The sequence below is a fragment of the Pseudomonas sp. LBUM1674 genome (assembly GCF_059695635.1).
The window spans coordinates 5,271,826-5,288,105 of record NZ_CP166779.1 but is presented as its reverse complement, the minus strand read 5'-3'; the positions used below and the strand labels follow the sequence as shown (position 1 = coordinate 5,288,105).

Sequence of the window (16,280 nt, the reverse complement as noted above, 5' to 3'; positions counted from 1 at the left end):
AAGGGTTCATGCAAGTTAAGCGTTTTTTCGCCGCCGATATGCGTCAGGCCATGAAGCTGGTTCGTGATGAGCTGGGCGCCGATGCCGCCATCATTGGCAACCGCCGGATCGCCGGTGGTGTCGAGCTGACGGCAGCCCTGGATTACAAGCTGTCGGCGCTGGCGCCGCGTGTACCGAACATGGAGCTCGAAGACGAACTGCGCAAGACCCAGTCGCGGATCGTCACCGCCCAGGCCGAACTGAGCCTGCGCAGCGAAGGCGAGAGCGACAAGGGCACCAATCGCCAGTTGTTCGCCGGCCTGCCGTTGACCGCCGCCGAGCCGCTGGTCGAGCCGACTTACGCCGAGCCAGTGCGTCCTGAGCCAGCGCCTGCCGCGGCGGCAGCAGGGGGCGTCGACCCGCGTGCCTTCGACTCGATGCGTTTCGAGCTCAACAGCCTGCGCGAACTGATGGAAGTGCAACTCGGCTCCCTGGCCTGGAACCAGCTGCAAGGCAGCCGTCCGGCCCAGGCCAACCTCTGGCGGCGCATGCAACGCATCGGCCTGTCCGGTCCGTTGTCCCGCGATCTGCTGGCGATGATTACCGACATCGAAGAACCCCGTCAGGCCTGGCGCATGTTGCTGGCACACCTGGCGCGGATGATCACCACACCGGACATCGAGCCGTTGGAAGAGGGCGGTGTGATAGCCATGGTCGGCCCTGCGGGCATGGGCAAGACCACCACCCTGGCCAAACTCGCGGCCCGTTACGTGCTCAAGTACGGCGCGCAGCATATCGCGCTGGTGAGCATGGACAGCTACCGGATCGGTGCCCAGGAACAGCTCAAGACCCTCGGCCGCATCCTCAATGTGCCGGTGACGCACGTCGACCCGGGGCAATCGTTGGTGCAGGCACTCGATCCCTTGCTGCGCAAGCGGGTGGTGCTGATCGATACCGCCGGCCTGCAGGCCAGCGATCCGGCACTGCGCATGCAGCTCGAAAGCCTGGCCGTGCGTGGCATCCGGTCAAAAAATTATCTGGTCCTGGCAACCACCAGCCAGAAACAGGTGCTGACGGCCGCTTATCACAGTTACAGGCGCTGCGGGCTCGCGGGCTGCATCCTGACTAAACTGGATGAAACGGCCAGTCTGGGCGAGGTGTTGAGCCTGGCCATCAGCCATGATTTGCCAGTGGCTTACCTGACCGATGGCCCGCGGATTCCGGATGATTTGCATCTGCCGCGTCGTCATCAGCTGGTCAGCCGTGCAGTAAGCGTGCAAATGCAGGAAGAACCCAGCGAAGAAGCCATGGCTGATATGTTCGCTGATATTTATCACAGTCCGACCAAGCAGGTCGGCTGAGGTATTAATGAATAGTTTTTGTACCTACATCGATGGCCTGCCATGCATTGTTCAGTTGGTGAACGCGCAGCCAGTAATGTGGCCTCCGTCTATGCAAGACAAGGTAAAGAAATAACATGGGCAGCATGCATCCCGTACAGGTGATCGCGGTGACCGGCGGCAAAGGTGGCGTCGGGAAAACTAACGTGTCAGTGAACTTGTCCCTGGCTCTAGCGGAGCTCGGCCGGCGCGTCATGCTGCTGGACGCCGATCTGGGGCTGGCGAATGTCGACGTCCTGCTGGGACTGACACCCAAACGGACCCTGGCCGACGTGATCGAAGGCCGCTGCGAGCTGCGCGACGTTCTGTTGCAAGGCCCCGGCGGCATTCGTATCGTCCCGGCCGCGTCCGGCACGCAGAGCATGGTTCATCTGAGCCCTGCGCAACATGCCGGCCTGATCCAGGCCTTCAGCGATATCGGCGATAACCTCGACGTATTGGTGATCGACACCGCGGCGGGCATTGGTGAGTCGGTCGTCAGTTTCGTTCGCGCAGCGCAGGAAGTGTTGCTGGTGGTCTGCGACGAACCGACCTCGATCACGGACGCCTACGCGCTGATCAAGTTGCTCAATCGCGATTACGGCATGAACCGCTTCCGCGTCCTGGCCAACATGGCCCAGAGCCCGCAGGAAGGTCGCAACCTGTTCGCCAAGTTGACCAAGGTCACGGATCGCTTCCTCGACGTCGCCTTGCAATACGTCGGCGCCGTGCCGTATGACGAATGCGTGCGCAAGGCGGTGCAGAAGCAGCGCGCCGTCTATGAGGCCTTCCCGCGATCCAAGTGCTCCCTGGCCTTCAAGGCCATTGCACAGAAGGTCGATACCTGGCCGCTGCCGGCCAACCCCCGCGGGCACCTGGAGTTTTTTGTCGAACGCCTGGTGCAACAATCCGCAGGACCGGTGCTATGACAGCCAGTGGCTACAACTTTTACAAGCAGTCGGCACGTGACGCGCAGTACGAGCTGATCGAGCGTTACGCGCCACTGGTCAAACGCATTGCTTACCACTTGCTGGCGCGTCTGCCGGCCAGTGTCCAGGTCGAAGACCTGATCCAGGCCGGGATGATCGGCCTGTTGGAAGTGTCGACCAAATATGACGCCAGCAAAGGCGCCAGCTTCGAGACGTACGCGGGCATTCGAATCCGCGGCGCGATGCTCGATGAGGTGCGCAAGGGGGACTGGGCGCCACGTTCGGTCCACCGCAATACCCGCATGGTCAGCGACGCGATTCGCTCGATTGAAGCTAAAACCGGTCGCGACGCTAAAGATCACGAAGTTGCGGCCGAACTCCAATTGAGTCTCGACGATTATTACGGGATTTTGAACGACACCCTGGGCAGCCGCTTATTCAGTTTCGACGATCTGTTGCAGGACGGCGAACACGAAGGGCTGCACGAGGATGGCGCCAGTGCACATCCGGAGCCGTCGCGCGATCTGGAAGACGAACGCTTCCAGGCGGCGCTGGCGGACGCGATTGCCAATTTGCCTGAGCGTGAGCGACTGGTGTTGGCGCTGTACTACGACGAAGAGCTGAATCTCAAGGAAATCGGCGAGGTCCTGGGGGTCAGCGAGTCCCGGGTCAGCCAGTTGCACAGCCAGTGCGCGGCCCGTTTGCGGGGGCGTTTGGGGGAGTGGCGAGCGCGCTGAAGGCAGTGTGGGGACACTGCGAACGTGGCTGGTGTGGGTTGAACCGCGCCGGTCTCGATCCGTTGTGTTCCAGACAGTCATCGAGTGTATCGCCGGATTGATTGAAATGGCGCGTCCAGGTGCTGGGCGCGTTTAAGACTGCTTGGAGGTCGAATTGGACAAGAACATGAAAATCCTCATCGTTGATGACTTCTCAACGATGCGGCGGATCATCAAAAACCTGTTGCGTGACCTTGGGTTCACCAACACGGTCGAGGCGGATGATGGCACCACGGCCATTCCGATGCTCAACAGCGGCAGCATCGACTTTCTGGTCACCGACTGGAACATGCCTGGCATGACCGGCATCGATCTGCTGCGCCACGTGCGTGCCAATGAAAAGCTCAAGCACCTGCCGGTGCTGATGGTGACCGCTGAAGCCAAGCGCGAGCAGATCATCGAAGCAGCCCAGGCCGGTGTTAACGGCTATGTGGTCAAGCCCTTCACGGCCCAGGCGTTGAAAGAAAAAATCGAGAAGATTTTCGAACGCATTGGTTGAGCAACTGCGCCACGGGGAAGCTATGGAGCATAAAGAATCTTCACAGGGTGATTTCGAGTCGACCCTGAAAAAACACGCGGTCGAACTGGTCGCAAGCCTTGAAAAAGGCAAGTTCGGCGACGCGGTGCAACTGATCCATGAGCTCAACCAGACCCGTGACCGCGGCCTGTATCAGGAAGTGGGCAAGCTCACCCGCGAGTTGCACAGCGCGATCGTCAATTTCCAGATTGACCCGCACATGCCACAAGCCGAGGAAGTGTCCCAGATCACAGACGCCACCGAGCGCCTGGGCTATGTGGTCAGGCTGACCGAGGCCGCGGCCAACCGCACCATGGACCTGGTAGAAAACGCCACGCCGCTGGTCAACGCCCTGAGCCACGAAGCCCAGGCGCTGAGCACGGACTGGGGACGGTTCATGCGTCGCGAAGTCGGGGCTGAAGAGTTCCGCGAACTGGCCCGGCGGGTCGACGGTTTCCTGACACGCAGCAGCGCAGACAACCGCATTGTGTCGAGCAACCTCAACGATATCCTGCTCGCTCAGGATTATCAGGACCTCACCGGACAAGTGATCAAGCGTGTGACCCAATTGGTCACCGAAGTTGAAAGCAACCTGCTCAAACTCGTGCTGATGGCCAGTCAGGTGGACCGCTTTGCGGGCATCGAACATGACCGTGAAGCGATGCGGGCAGAAAAAGATCCGCAAAAACAGCGCTCTCAGGGTGAAGGTCCGCAGATTCATGCCGATAAAAGAGAAGACGTCGTGTCCGGTCAGGACGATGTGGACGATTTGCTTTCCAGCCTTGGATTTTAAGACCTGTTAGGAGCACCCCATTAATGAGCTTCGGCGCCGATGAAGAGATCCTTCAGGATTTCCTGGTTGAGGCCGGCGAGATTCTAGAGCAACTGTCCGAACAGCTGGTCGAGCTTGAAAGCCGACCGGACGATGCGGACTTGCTCAATGCAATTTTTCGCGGTTTTCACACTGTAAAAGGGGGCGCCGGCTTTCTCCAGCTCAACGAGCTGGTGGAGTGCTGTCACATCGCCGAGAACGTGTTCGACATCCTGCGCAAGGGTGAACGTCGCGTCGACTCGGAACTGATGGACGTGGTTCTCGAAGCACTGGACGCGGTGAACAACATGTTCACCGAGGTCCGCGAACGCAGCCCGGTCACGGCGGCCACGCCTGCATTGCTGGCGGCCCTGGCGCGTCTGGCCGAGCCGCAATCGGCCGACGAAGCGGCGCCGGTTGCCGCCGTGGCGCCTGTGGCCGACAGCGCGTCGTGTGACATCACCGACAATGAATTCGAACAACTGCTGGACTCGCTGAACGCGGTCAAGGCGCAGGCCGAGGCGGCGCCTTCCGCTCCGGCACCGGTCAGCCATAATGGCGCGGCCAGCGACGAAATCACCGATGCCGAGTTCGAGTCCTTGCTCGATCAGTTGCACGGTAAAGGCCGGTTCGCCGTCGACGCAGTGGTTGCGCCAGCAGCGCCCGCCGCACCGGTTGCAGCGACCGCGCCGAAAGTGGCAGGCGACAGCTGCGACATCACCGACGAAGAATTCGAAGCACTGCTCGATCAGTTGCACGGCAAGGGCAACTTCGCGGTCGAAGCGCTGGAGTCGGCGATTGCTTCGGCTCCGGTCCCGGTCGCGCCAATGGCCGCAGCGGTGGGCAGCGATCTGATCTCCGACCACGAGTTCGAAGCACTGCTCGACGAACTCCACGGCAAAGGCAAGTTTTCTGAAATCGGCACCGCTACCGGCGCCAGTGCGTCGGTGGCCACGCCGGTCGCCAAGGCTGCGGCGCCCAAACCGGTCGCCAAAGCCGCCGAACCACAAGCCGACTCAGCGAAGGCCACCCCGGCGCCGGCGCGTGCACCCGCGGCGCCACCGGCTGAGAAGCCCGCCAGCGAAGCCGAGACCACCGTGCGGGTCGACACCGCGCGTCTCGACGAAATCATGAACATGGTCGGCGAGTTGGTGCTGGTGCGTAACCGCCTGGTTCGCCTGGGTGCCAACAGCGCCGATGAGGCCATGTCCAAGGCCGTGTCGAACCTCGACGTGGTCACGGCCGACCTGCAGACCGCGGTCATGAAGACCCGGATGCAACCGATCAAGAAAGTCTTCGGGCGTTTCCCGCGCCTGGTTCGCGACTTGGCGCGCCAGCTCAAGAAAGAGATCAACCTGGAGCTGGTCGGCGAAGAAACCGACCTCGACAAGAACCTGGTCGAGGCCCTGGCCGATCCGCTGGTCCACTTGGTGCGCAACGCCGTCGACCACGGCATCGAATCGCCGGAAGAACGCGAAGCCTCGGGCAAATCCCGCGGCGGCAAGGTGATACTCGCGGCGGAACAGGAGGGTGACCATATCCTGCTGTCGATTTCCGATGACGGCAAAGGCATGGACCCGAACGTCCTGCGTGCCATCGCGGTAAAGCGCGGGGTGATGGACAAGGACGCGGCCGAGCGCCTGAGCGATACCGAGTGCTACAACCTGATCTTCGCCCCCGGGTTCTCGACCAAGACCGAGATCTCCGACGTGTCGGGTCGTGGCGTGGGCATGGACGTGGTGAAAACCAAGATTTCCCAGCTCAACGGTTCGATCAACATCTACTCGGCCAAGGGCCAGGGCTCGAAGATCGTCATCAAGGTGCCGCTGACCCTGGCGATCATGCCGACGCTGATGGTCATGCTCGCCAACCAGGCGTTCGCCTTCCCGCTGGTGAACGTCAACGAGATCTTCCACCTCGACCTGTCGCGCACCAACGTGGTGGACGGTCAGGAAGTGGTGATCGTGCGCGACAAGGCGCTGCCACTGTTCTACCTCAAGCGCTGGCTGGTCCGCTCCGCCGCTCACGAAGAGCAGCGTGAAGGCCATGTGGTGATCCTTTCGGTGGGCACCCAGCGGATCGGCTTCGTCGTCGATCAACTGGTGGGCCAGGAAGAAGTGGTCATCAAGCCATTGGGCAAAATGCTTCAGGGAACCCCGGGCATCTCGGGCGCCACCATTACCGGTGACGGCCGCATTGCGCTGATTCTCGATGTTCCGAGCATGCTCAAGCGTTACGCCACGCGGCGTATTTGATTCTGGCGGGGCGGGGCGACTGAGGCCCCGCTGCGTCTAATGGAGTGTTTATGGCAGTCAAAGTCCTGGTGGTGGACGATTCGGGGTTTTTCCGCCGCCGCGTCTCGGAAATTCTTTCAGCCGATCCGAATATCCAGGTCGTCGGTACGGCGACCAACGGCAAAGAGGCGATCGATCAGGCGCTGGCCCTCAAGCCGGACGTGATCACCATGGACTACGAGATGCCGATGATGGATGGCATCACTGCCGTGCGGCACATCATGCAACGTTGCCCGACCCCGGTGTTGATGTTCTCCTCGCTGACCCATGAAGGCGCCCGGGTCACCCTGGATGCGCTGGACGCCGGCGCGGTGGATTTCCTGCCGAAGAATTTCGAAGACATCTCGCGCAACCCGGAGAAGGTCAAGCAGTTGCTGTGCGAGAAGATTCTGAGCATTTCGCGCAGTAACCGTCGTGTCAGCGCCTACAGCGCTCCGGCCCCGGCCCCGGTCGCCGCACCAGCGCCTACGCCTTCGAGCGTCAGCAGTTACGGCAGCAGCGCGCCTGCGCGTCCGGCTCCGGCTCCGGCTCCGATTCCGGCTCGTACGCACGCCCCGGCATCGTCGTCGCCGGCACCCAAGCGTAAAGCCTACAAACTGGTCGCCATAGGTACGTCCACCGGCGGCCCGGTTGCCCTGCAGCGGGTGCTGACCCAGTTGCCGGCCAGCTTCCCCGCACCGATCGTGTTGATCCAGCACATGCCGGCGGCCTTCACCAAGGCGTTCGCCGAGCGTCTGGACAAGCTCTGCCGCATCCGCGTCAAGGAAGCCGAGGATGGCGACATCCTGCGTCCGGGTCTCGCGCTGCTGGCCCCGGGTGGCAAGCAGATGATGATCGACGGCCGTGGCGCGGTGAAAATCCTCCCGGGTGACGAACGCCTGAACTACCGGCCGTGTGTGGACATCACTTTCGGTTCGGCGGCGAAGTCCTACGGTGACAAAGTTCTGGCGGTGGTATTGACCGGCATGGGCGCCGACGGTCGCGAAGGTGCGCGTCTGCTCAAGCAGGGTGGCAGCTCGATCTGGGCCCAGGATGAAGCCAGCTGTGTGATCTACGGCATGCCGATGGCCATCGTCAAAGCCGAACTGGCCGATGCGGTGTATGGCCTGGACGAGATTGGCAGGCATCTGGTCGAGGCGTGTGTCTGATGGATGTTCTGAGCCTGATCGGGATCATCATGGCATTCGTCGCGATCATCGGCGGCAACTATCTTGAAGGCGGTCACCTCGGCGCACTGGCCAACGGCCCGGCGGCATTGATTGTTATCGGCGGGACCGTCGGTGCGGCGCTGCTGCAGTCGCCGATGAGCGCCTTCAAGCGCGCCCTGCAGATTCTGGTCTGGATTTTGTTCCCGCCGCGGGTGGATCTGGCCGGCGGTATCGATCGCGTGGTGAGCTGGAGCCTGACCGCGCGCAAGGAAGGTCTGCTCGGCCTGGAAGGAGTGGCCGACGCCGAACCCGACAACTACTCGCGCAAAGGCCTGCAACTGCTGGTGGACGGGGCCGAGCCGGAATCGATCCGCAGCGTTCTGGAGGTGGATTTCTACACCCAGGAAAGCCGCGACATCGAGGCCGCCAAAGTCTTCGAAAGCATGGGCGGCTACGCGCCGACCATCGGCATCATCGGTGCGGTGATGGGCCTGATCCACGTCATGGGCAACCTGGCCGATCCGTCACAATTGGGCAGCGGCATTGCCGTGGCCTTCGTCGCCACCATCTATGGCGTGGCCAGTGCCAACCTGGTCCTGCTGCCGATTGCCGCCAAGCTCAAGTCCGTCGCCCTGCGCCAGTCGCGTTACCGCGAAATGCTGCTGGAAGGCATCCTGTCGATCGCCGAAGGTGAAAACCCTCGCTCTATCGAGTTGAAGCTTCAAGGCTTCATGGATTGATGGAGGTCATGGACGATGGCTCGTCGCCGGCAACCTGAAGAACCCGTCAATCGCGAACGCTGGCTGGTGTCCTATGCGGACTTCATCACCTTGCTGTTCGCCTTTTTCGTGGTGATGTACTCGATCTCTTCGGTCAACGAAGGCAAGTACAAGGTTATTTCCGAAGCGTTGATCGGCGTCTTTACCGACGCCGATCGTGCGCTCACGCCGATCCCCATCGGCGACGAACGACCGAAGACCGTGACCCCGGCCAAGCCGCTGGTCAAGGACAGCGAGCAGATCGACGCGGGCATCGCGCAGGCCGCCAACGATCCGCTGAACAGCATTGCCGATGACATCAGCGCGGCGTTCGGCGACCTGATCAGCGCCAACCAGATGACCGTGCGCGGCAATGAGTTGTGGGTTGAGATCGAGCTCAACTCCAGCCTGTTGTTCGGCAGCGGCGACGCCATGCCCAGCGACATCGCGTTCAACATCATCGATAAGGTCGCCGCGATCCTGAAGCCGTTCGACAACCCGATCCATGTCGAAGGTTTCACCGACGATCGACCAATCCGCACCGCGCAATACCCGACCAACTGGGAGCTGTCCTCGGCCCGGTCGGCGAGCATCGTGCGCATGCTGGCGATGCAGGGGGTGAACCCCGGCCGTCTGGCGTCGGTGGGTTACGGTGAGTTCCAGCCGGTGGCCAACAACGCGACCGCCGAGGGGCGGGCGCGCAACCGTCGCGTGGTGTTGGTGGTGTCGCGAAATCTCGATGTACGTCGCAGCCTGACCGGCACCGGAACCGCCCATGCCAAACCGGATGCCGCATTGAGGCGTGCTGGCACACAAACTGCACCGACCCCGATCAAGTCGCCGGGACGAGAGAGTGCCGTCAATTCTCCGTCACCCGCATTAATACCCTGAGCTATTTCTCGGTCGAGCCTCTCGACCGGGAGGAACAATCCAATGAGAGTCTGGGCAGTCGCCAATCAAAAGGGTGGTGTCGGTAAAACCACTTCCTCCATCGCTTTAGCCGGGTTACTGGCCGAGGCGGGCAAGCGCGTGGTCGTGGTCGATCTCGACCCCCACGGCTCCATGACCAGTTACTTCGGTTATGACCCCGATAAGCTGGAACACAGCGTCTACGACCTGTTCCTGCACAAGGGCAGCGTGCCCCCGGGTTTGCCCGGTCAGTTGTTGTTGTCCACCAGTCATGAACACATTTCGCTGTTGCCGTCGAGCACCGCACTGGCGACCCTCGAGCGCCAGTCGCCGGGCCAGAGCGGCCTGGGCCTGGTGATTGCCAGGAGCCTGGCGCAGTTGTGGCAGGACTTCGATTACGCAGTGATCGACAGCCCGCCGTTGCTCGGCGTGCTGATGGTCAATGCCTTGGCGGCGAGCCAGCAGCTGGTAATCCCGGTGCAGACCGAGCACCTGGCGGTCAAAGGCCTGGAGCGCATGGTCAGCACCCTGACGATGATCAACCGCTCACGCAAACAGGCGCTGCCGTTCAGTATCGTGCCGACGTTGTACGATCGCCGCACCCAGGCCTCCATCGGGACGTTGCGGGTGTTGCGCGACATGTACCCGGAGGAAATCTGGCAGGGCCACATCCCGGTCGACACCCGCTTGCGGGACGCCAGCCTTGCCGGCATGACGCCTTCGCAATTCGACAGCAAGAGCCGCGGCGTCCTCGCTTACCGCGCCCTGCTCAAGCACCTGCTGGCGGCACAACTCGTCCCGCAGGTAGCCTGAGATGAACCCGAGCCCCGTAGGAGCTGCCGCAGGCTGCGATCTTTTGATCCTGGCTGTTAATCGTCTCGAAAAAATCAAGATCAAAAGATCGCAGCCTGCGGCAGCTCCTACAGTGGAGCGCGTATGAACCGTCCGGTAAAGATCACTTCACGTCCGCAACTGGCGCTGCAGTCCTATCTGGACAGCTTGCTGATGGAGGCGACCGAAGAGTTGCCAGCGGACGTCGACACGCTCCCCGACGTGGTCGAGGTTGAAGCTGCGCTGGACGAGTTCCAGGCCGCGGTACTTGAAGAACAGGCCCGCGATTCGCAGAAACCCGCCGTGATTGCTGCGCCGGTGACGAAAACACCGGTTGCCATGATCGAAACGCTGGCACCGGTTCTGGCGCCTGTTTCCACCAGCGCCCCGCAGTTGCCAACCCTGGTACCGCCGGTGGTCGACGTCCATCAGCCGCCCGGCGCCACGCCGCCAACAGTTGAACCCAACGGTCGTCCTTCATGGGCCGCCGAGCCATTCGAATGCCTGTTGTTCGATGTCGCCGGGTTGACCCTGGCGGTGCCGCTGGTGTGCCTGGGTTCGATCTATTCGTTGGCCGGTCACGAACTGACACCGCTGTTCGGTCAGCCGGACTGGTTCCTCGGGATCCTGCCGAGCCAGGCCGGCAACCTGAAGGTGCTGGATACCGCACGCTGGGTCATGCCCGACCGTTATCGCGATGACTTGCGCCAGGGCCTGCAATACGTCATTTCGGTGCAGGGCTACGAGTGGGGGCTGGCGGTGCATCAGGTCAGTCGCTCGTTGCGCCTGGACCCGAACGAAATCAAATGGCGCAGCCACCGCGGTCAACGACCATGGCTGGCGGGCACGGTGATTGAACACATGTGTGCGTTGCTCGACGTTACCGAACTGGCCGAGCTGATCGCCAGCGGCGGGGCAAAGCACAGGGGCGACAGCAAAGCCGGCCCGTAAACCAACATGGAAGCTACATGACAAACAGATGGCGGCACTCCATGTCGCCGCACGGAACACACACCGCCAGGGCGGTTTATCGAGGGGTCAGGGTATGAATGATAAGGCGTCGTCTGCAAAAGGTTCCGAAGATCCGATCCTGCAATGGGTAACCTTCAAGCTGGACAATGAAACCTACGGCATCAACGTGATGCGCGTTCAGGAAGTCCTGCGCTACACCGAAATCGCCCCGGTCCCGGGTGCCCCGAGCTACGTACTGGGCATCATCAACCTGCGCGGCAACGTGGTCACCGTGATCGACACCCGTCAGCGCTTCGGCCTGATGAACGCCGAGATCAGCGACAACACCCGGATCGTCATCATCGAGGCCGACAAGCAAGTGGTCGGGATCATGGTCGACAGCGTGGCCGAAGTGGTTTACCTGCGCCAGTCGGAAATCGAAACCGCGCCGAACGTCGGTAGCGACGAGTCCGCCAAGTTCATTCAAGGCGTGTGCAACAAGAACAACGAATTGCTGATCCTGGTCGAACTGGACAAGATGATGAGCGAAGAAGAATGGTCGGACCTGGAGAACATCTGATTGATGCTTGAGGTGGCGGTCATTGTCCTGTTCCTCTTCTGGGCAGGCACGCTGGCGATGTTCCTGGCCTACGTTCGCGCGCAAAAGCTGATCGCCGCGCAACAGGCCCGGGGCGATGCGCTGCGCGATCAGCGCATCAAGGACCTGGCCAAACGCGTCGACGATTACCAGAACAGCAACGTGCGCATGGGGCAGGATCTGCAAGAATTGCGCGCGGTGGTCGGGCCGTTGCCGGACAAACTGGCGCAGCTGGAACAGCGCGACCCGTCGAGCCTGTCGTTCGCCCAGGCGGCTCGCCTGGTGGGGATGGGCGCAAGCGTCAATGAACTGACTCAGTCCTGCGGCTTGACCCAGGCCGAGGCGGAGTTGATGAGTAAGTTGCACAAAAGCAGCTGAGCCATTCGAGCGGTCAGCGACACGTTCAGGATCGCAGGGTGCGAGAGCGAGTCAAAGCTTGCGCAGGTTGCATTTTTTTTATTGGACTAATTCCCAACCGTAAAGTTGAAGTATGGCAATGACTCCCTTGTCGCAATGGCCATGGTCTGGACGTGTCGCTGGGCTACTTCCTGCTGTCGCTGACGATGGTGATCACCGGACGCATCGTTTATGGCGAGCGCATGTCGCACCTGCAAAAAATCGCTGCGGTATTCGCGGCCATCGGTGTGGTCAACGAGTTGTACCGCACCGGCGGATTTTCCTGGACCACGCTGGTCGTTGCGCTTGGCTATCCGATGTACTTCGTGTTGCGCCGGCGCCTGGGCACGGACAATCTGGGCGGGTTGTGGCTGGACATGGTGCTGATGATCCCGGCGGCACTGTGGTTTGTGCTCAGCGGCGAGCCGGTGGCCGACATCGGCGCGCAGCGTCCGGCGCTGTACTGGTTGATTCCGCTCATGGGCATTGTCAGTGCGGCGGCGGGGTACGCCTATATCCTCGCCAGCCGGCTATTACCGTTCAGTCTGTTCGGGCTGCTCAGCTATGCCGAACTGGTGCTGCTGGTCGCCGTGGCGCTGTTGCTCGGTGACAGCCTGAAACCTGGGCAGTGGATGACCTACCTGCCGATCTGGCTGGCGGTGGTGGTATTGATCATCGAAGGCTTGAAGCACCTGAGCCGAACGCGCCGCGCAATCAAGTTTACCGATCAATAATCATCACCGCGTGCCGTCACGTCTTTCTCGGTCTGAGCACCTTCGGTTCTGCGGCCTGACGCAGGCTGAGGCGGAGTTGATGGTCCTAGGACCGAGTCTACAAGTTTTACGGAATGTGCCGACTTGTGACAATGGCTTGCCGTTAGTACGGTGTGTTTCCGCGAATCGACTCGGCCCTGTTTAAACACGGACGTCCATCATGCGCCCCATCATCGTTTTCAACGCCCCTACCTCTGATGGGGGCCGGGTGGTTGAAAGATCCCCCTCTACTTTATCAATGGTCTCGCGGTCGCGAGAGTCGGCGATCGCGTGTCTTGCCCCCATGGGGAATGCACGATTGGCAGTGGCGATGAAACGCTGCTGGACGATGACAGGGCGGTGTGGCTTGACCCAGGCTGAAGCGGAGCTGATGAGCAAGTTGCACAAAAGCTGACAGGGCCGTTCACGATCCCCTGTAGGAGCGAGCTTGCTCGCGAAAATCGTCAATGATGACGCGTTATACCTGGCAAACCGCCGCGCTCGTTGGTTTTTCGCGAGCAAGCTTGCTCCTACAAAGTGGCGTCCTCAAATCCTCAGTAATCCCCCCGTTTTGTCACATCCTTCTTCACCATTGGCGCATCCGGAGCCTGCAACCTCAACCCCCCTTTCGGTCTTACGCCAGTGTATTGGCCTCGGTAAGGGCCGGTGGGCGGTAGCGGACGTGAATGAAAGGCCAATGTCCCCGCCAATAACGAAACAAAATTCAAACCTATTATGGTGAGGTTTTCCCGTGGGTGTAGATACTGTTACAACTGATAGTGTTTTTTTAATTGTGCTGAGTATTTAATGAAGGCGCTCGCCTTTTTGTGTGTGAGCGTAATGGTTAAATAAGTTCAAATTAAATTAGTGTCAGGAGATTTAACATGAATGGAAAACAGATCCGTCATTTCGGTATGATAGAAACCTACGAGCCCGAGAAGCTGCAACGGTTTCTTGGATATATTTCAGGTTATTTGGAAATACAATGTAATTTCCATGCAGGGAGCTTTCTCGATTGGGATGGTAAGTTTTGGAGTGATGATGCCCCGGTAGTGGGGCAGCGCGTTTCGTTTCTTGCTTACCGAAATAACAGAGGAGAGTACCTTGCAGAAGAGGTTCGTCGAGAAAGCAATAGTTGAATAGCGAGTCCGCTCCCACGCTTTATCGGTGTCGAACACATGATTTATGTGCGCTGCAAATCTAATGTGGGAGCGAGCTTGCTCGCGATGGCGTCTTCGAAACCTTAATAATCATTCCCGCGATCGGTGATGTCCTTCTCGACCATCGGCGCATCGGGATCATGCCCCATCGGAAATTTTCCCTTCAGATTCCACGCAAACGCAATAATCTCGGCAATCGTGCGATACAGCTCCTCCGGAATACTGTCCCCCAATTCCATCCGCGCCAGCAGCTTCACCAGTTCGGCGTTCTCGTAGATCGGCACTTCATAATCGCGGGCAAGTTTCAGAATGGCTTCGGCCAGTGCGTCGTCGCCCTTGGCCGTGAGGGTAGGGGCGTGGCTGCCGTCGTATTGGAGGGCGATGGCCTGGCGCGGGGTATCAGGGGTTTTCATGCGGTTTCGTCGACCCAGCGTTGTTCGAGACGGGTTTGGGCGCCTTGCGGCGGTGTGCCGAGGTGGCAATCGAGGTCGCCGACGTTCAGGCCCGAATCCAACAGGCGTTGACGCAGTGCAGCCAGATTGCTTTCGATCAGGCTGGCGGTATACGGCCGCTCGGCCCATAGCTGGCTGGAGAGGCTGCCACTGATTAACTGCGCTTGAACCTGCAACGGCCCCAGCGGCTCCATGTCGAACGCCAGTTCGACGCGCCAGAGGTGTTGTTTGGGGGGGCGTTCTTCGTGGCGTTCTTTTGGCTGCTGCTTTTCGGGAGCGTCTTCGCGCTGGAACTTGACTTGCAACGGCACGATGTCCTGCATATTGCGCATCGGGATTTCCAGCTGCCAGGTGCTCATCAGGCGCCCGTCACTGGTCAGGCCGGTCTGTTCCAGGCTCGACAGCTGATGGCTTTGCAAACGCGAAACCGCTGCGGCCGCCAAACGCAGCAGGTGTTCGAGATCGTCCTCGCCGTCTGCGCTTTGCAACAGGCGTTCGGGCAGGGGGAAGCTGGTCGGCGACGGTTTGGCGCTGACCTGCCCAAGCATGCCGAGGGCGCTGCGCAGGAAACCCGGCATGGCCTGGGCCAGGGTATTGGCGGCAATGATCGCATTCAGATTAGTGTTGGCCGGCAATCCCGGCATCAATTGTGCGATCAGCTTGAGCAGGTCGCCCTTCATGTCCGGCGCCAACGTCGGGTTGTGCCCGCCGAGCAGTTTCGCTTCGAGGAACAGCCCGCTGCTGGCCAGTGCCTGGGCCAGGCCCTTGGACGTACTGAGTTGATGAACGTCCGGCAGGCCGGCGAGCAGCTTGTCCACGGCAGCGCGCACATCGCTGGATGTCTGATCCGCGGGCAGGTTTTGCAGCATGTTCAACAACCCGTCGATCGAACCCTGGCGACTCTGCTGGCTGACCAGTTGTTGGGTCACCGCCAGTTGTTCCTGGCGGCTGCTCAACGGGACGAACTTCAAGGTCTGGGCGTCCTGCACCCGCGCGCTCAGCAAGGTGCCGATGCGCAGCGGCTGCGGGCTGTCGATGCTCAGTGTGCTGCCGCTCAACGCCGTATTGAGCAGGCTCACCATCGAACGAAAAACCGTTGGCTGGCCCGGCACCTTGGGCATCACTTGCGAGGTCTGCACTTTGCCTTGCAGCAGGGTGCCGGCCGGCAGTTGCGCGGTGTCGATGCGGGTGAGGGTGGCGACGCTGGACGCGACGGCCTGTTGCACGACGGTGATCGCCAGATTGCCTGCCGATGGCTGGGTGATCGCCAGGCGGGTGCCCTGGAGCAGCGGCTGGGCACTGTTGGCCTGGACTGTGGTCTGGCGGCCGCTGTCGAGGGTGACCTTCAGCAGCAGTTGAAAAGTCTGTTCCGCCTGCTTGAGCGACAGCACTTCGGCCTTGGCGCTCTGACCGGTGCTGATCAAGCCCTCCATCGGCGTCAGCAACTTGAGCAGCTCACCGCTGACCGCCTGCGCACGTGGCGTCGCAGGCGCGGTTGGCGGTAGCGGGAGGATGTTCATTTCGCCTGTCATATGCGGTCACAACCTGAGGAAATTGCCCTCTTGAGAGGAGGGCATGGCATGTATAATGCGGCCCCGTTGTATCCGGGGCGCTGAAATCATTTGCAAATACTTGATCTG

Annotated in this window: 16 protein-coding genes and 2 pseudogenes; 15 read left to right on the top strand and 3 right to left on the bottom strand. The window is 60.8% G+C overall.

Going from position 1 to position 16,280, the window contains the following annotated elements:
- The first annotated feature begins 8 nt into the window (after positions 1-8).
- From flhF to ACA067_RS24140, 14 genes and pseudogenes are all read left to right on the top strand, one after another.
- Entirely contained in the window at positions 9-1,340 is a 1,332-nt protein-coding gene (gene flhF / locus ACA067_RS24205) for a flagellar biosynthesis GTPase FlhF (RefSeq protein ID WP_497458828.1), read from the top strand.
- A 116-nt stretch (positions 1,341-1,456) separates the two neighbouring features.
- On the top strand, positions 1,457-2,287 hold the full coding sequence (fleN, locus tag ACA067_RS24200; RefSeq protein ID WP_497458827.1) for a flagellar synthesis regulator FleN: 831 nt from the start codon (positions 1,457-1,459) through the stop codon (positions 2,285-2,287).
- Entirely contained in the window at positions 2,284-3,024 is a 741-nt protein-coding gene (gene fliA / locus ACA067_RS24195) for an RNA polymerase sigma factor FliA (protein ID WP_497458826.1), read from the top strand. The genes fleN and fliA overlap by 4 nt, the downstream gene beginning before the upstream one ends.
- A gap of 166 nt (positions 3,025-3,190) precedes the next feature.
- Positions 3,191-3,562, top strand: coding sequence for a chemotaxis response regulator CheY (locus ACA067_RS24190; RefSeq protein ID WP_162530195.1), 372 nt, complete (start codon positions 3,191-3,193; stop codon positions 3,560-3,562).
- A gap of 22 nt (positions 3,563-3,584) precedes the next feature.
- A complete protein-coding gene (locus ACA067_RS24185) occupies positions 3,585-4,373 on the top strand; it encodes a protein phosphatase CheZ (protein WP_497458825.1) in 789 nt (262 codons plus the stop codon).
- Positions 4,374-4,396: 23 nt separating this feature from the next.
- Positions 4,397-6,646, top strand: a complete 2,250-nt coding sequence (locus tag ACA067_RS24180; protein WP_497458824.1) for a chemotaxis protein CheA — start codon at positions 4,397-4,399, stop codon at positions 6,644-6,646.
- 50 nt (positions 6,647-6,696) lie between these two features.
- Entirely contained in the window at positions 6,697-7,833 is a 1,137-nt protein-coding gene (locus tag ACA067_RS24175; protein WP_497458823.1) for a protein-glutamate methylesterase/protein-glutamine glutaminase, read from the top strand.
- The gene (locus ACA067_RS24170; protein WP_497458822.1) at positions 7,833-8,573 is read left to right on the top strand and encodes a flagellar motor protein; all 741 of its coding nucleotides are present in this window, start codon (positions 7,833-7,835) and stop codon (positions 8,571-8,573) included. The genes ACA067_RS24175 and ACA067_RS24170 overlap by 1 nt, the downstream gene beginning before the upstream one ends.
- Positions 8,574-8,588: 15 nt before the next feature.
- Positions 8,589-9,482, top strand: a complete 894-nt coding sequence (gene motD / locus ACA067_RS24165) for a flagellar motor protein MotD (protein WP_497458821.1) — start codon at positions 8,589-8,591, stop codon at positions 9,480-9,482.
- 42 nt (positions 9,483-9,524) lie between these two features.
- Entirely contained in the window at positions 9,525-10,313 is a 789-nt protein-coding gene (locus ACA067_RS24160; RefSeq protein WP_497458820.1) for a ParA family protein, read from the top strand.
- A gap of 123 nt (positions 10,314-10,436) precedes the next feature.
- Positions 10,437-11,289: pseudogene (locus ACA067_RS24155) on the top strand (CheW domain-containing protein); the annotation flags it as partial.
- Positions 11,290-11,376: 87 nt separating this feature from the next.
- Positions 11,377-11,862, top strand: coding sequence for a chemotaxis protein CheW (locus ACA067_RS24150; RefSeq protein WP_150764505.1), 486 nt, complete (start codon positions 11,377-11,379; stop codon positions 11,860-11,862).
- Positions 11,863-12,258 (top strand): DUF2802 domain-containing protein, encoded by a 396-nt coding sequence (locus ACA067_RS24145; protein ID WP_497458819.1) that lies wholly within the window; start codon positions 11,863-11,865, stop codon positions 12,256-12,258.
- A 134-nt stretch (positions 12,259-12,392) separates the two neighbouring features.
- Positions 12,393-13,010, top strand: a pseudogene (locus ACA067_RS24140) (EamA family transporter); the annotation flags it as partial.
- A 180-nt stretch (positions 13,011-13,190) separates the two neighbouring features.
- Here the strand turns inward: ACA067_RS24140 and ACA067_RS24135 are convergent.
- Positions 13,191-13,550: a hypothetical protein gene (locus tag ACA067_RS24135; RefSeq protein WP_497458818.1), complete on the bottom strand. Its 360-nt coding sequence runs from the start codon at positions 13,548-13,550 to the stop codon at positions 13,191-13,193.
- 362 nt (positions 13,551-13,912) lie between these two features.
- Here ACA067_RS24135 and ACA067_RS24130 point away from each other — a divergent pair, with 362 nt between their 5' ends.
- Positions 13,913-14,167 carry a hypothetical protein gene (locus ACA067_RS24130; RefSeq protein ID WP_497458817.1) on the top strand — a complete coding sequence of 85 codons (255 nt, stop codon included), beginning with the start codon at positions 13,913-13,915 and terminating at the stop codon, positions 14,165-14,167.
- A gap of 104 nt (positions 14,168-14,271) precedes the next feature.
- Here the strand turns inward: ACA067_RS24130 and ACA067_RS24125 are convergent, their stop codons facing one another.
- Both ACA067_RS24125 and fliK read right to left on the bottom strand, forming a co-directional pair.
- Complete coding sequence (locus tag ACA067_RS24125) at positions 14,272-14,601, bottom strand: EscU/YscU/HrcU family type III secretion system export apparatus switch protein (RefSeq protein WP_497458816.1); 330 nt, start codon at positions 14,599-14,601, stop codon at positions 14,272-14,274.
- On the bottom strand, positions 14,598-16,172 hold the full coding sequence (fliK, locus tag ACA067_RS24120; RefSeq protein ID WP_497458815.1) for a flagellar hook-length control protein FliK: 1,575 nt from the start codon (positions 16,170-16,172) through the stop codon (positions 14,598-14,600). The genes ACA067_RS24125 and fliK overlap by 4 nt, the downstream gene beginning before the upstream one ends.
- Positions 16,173-16,280 lie beyond the last annotated feature (108 nt).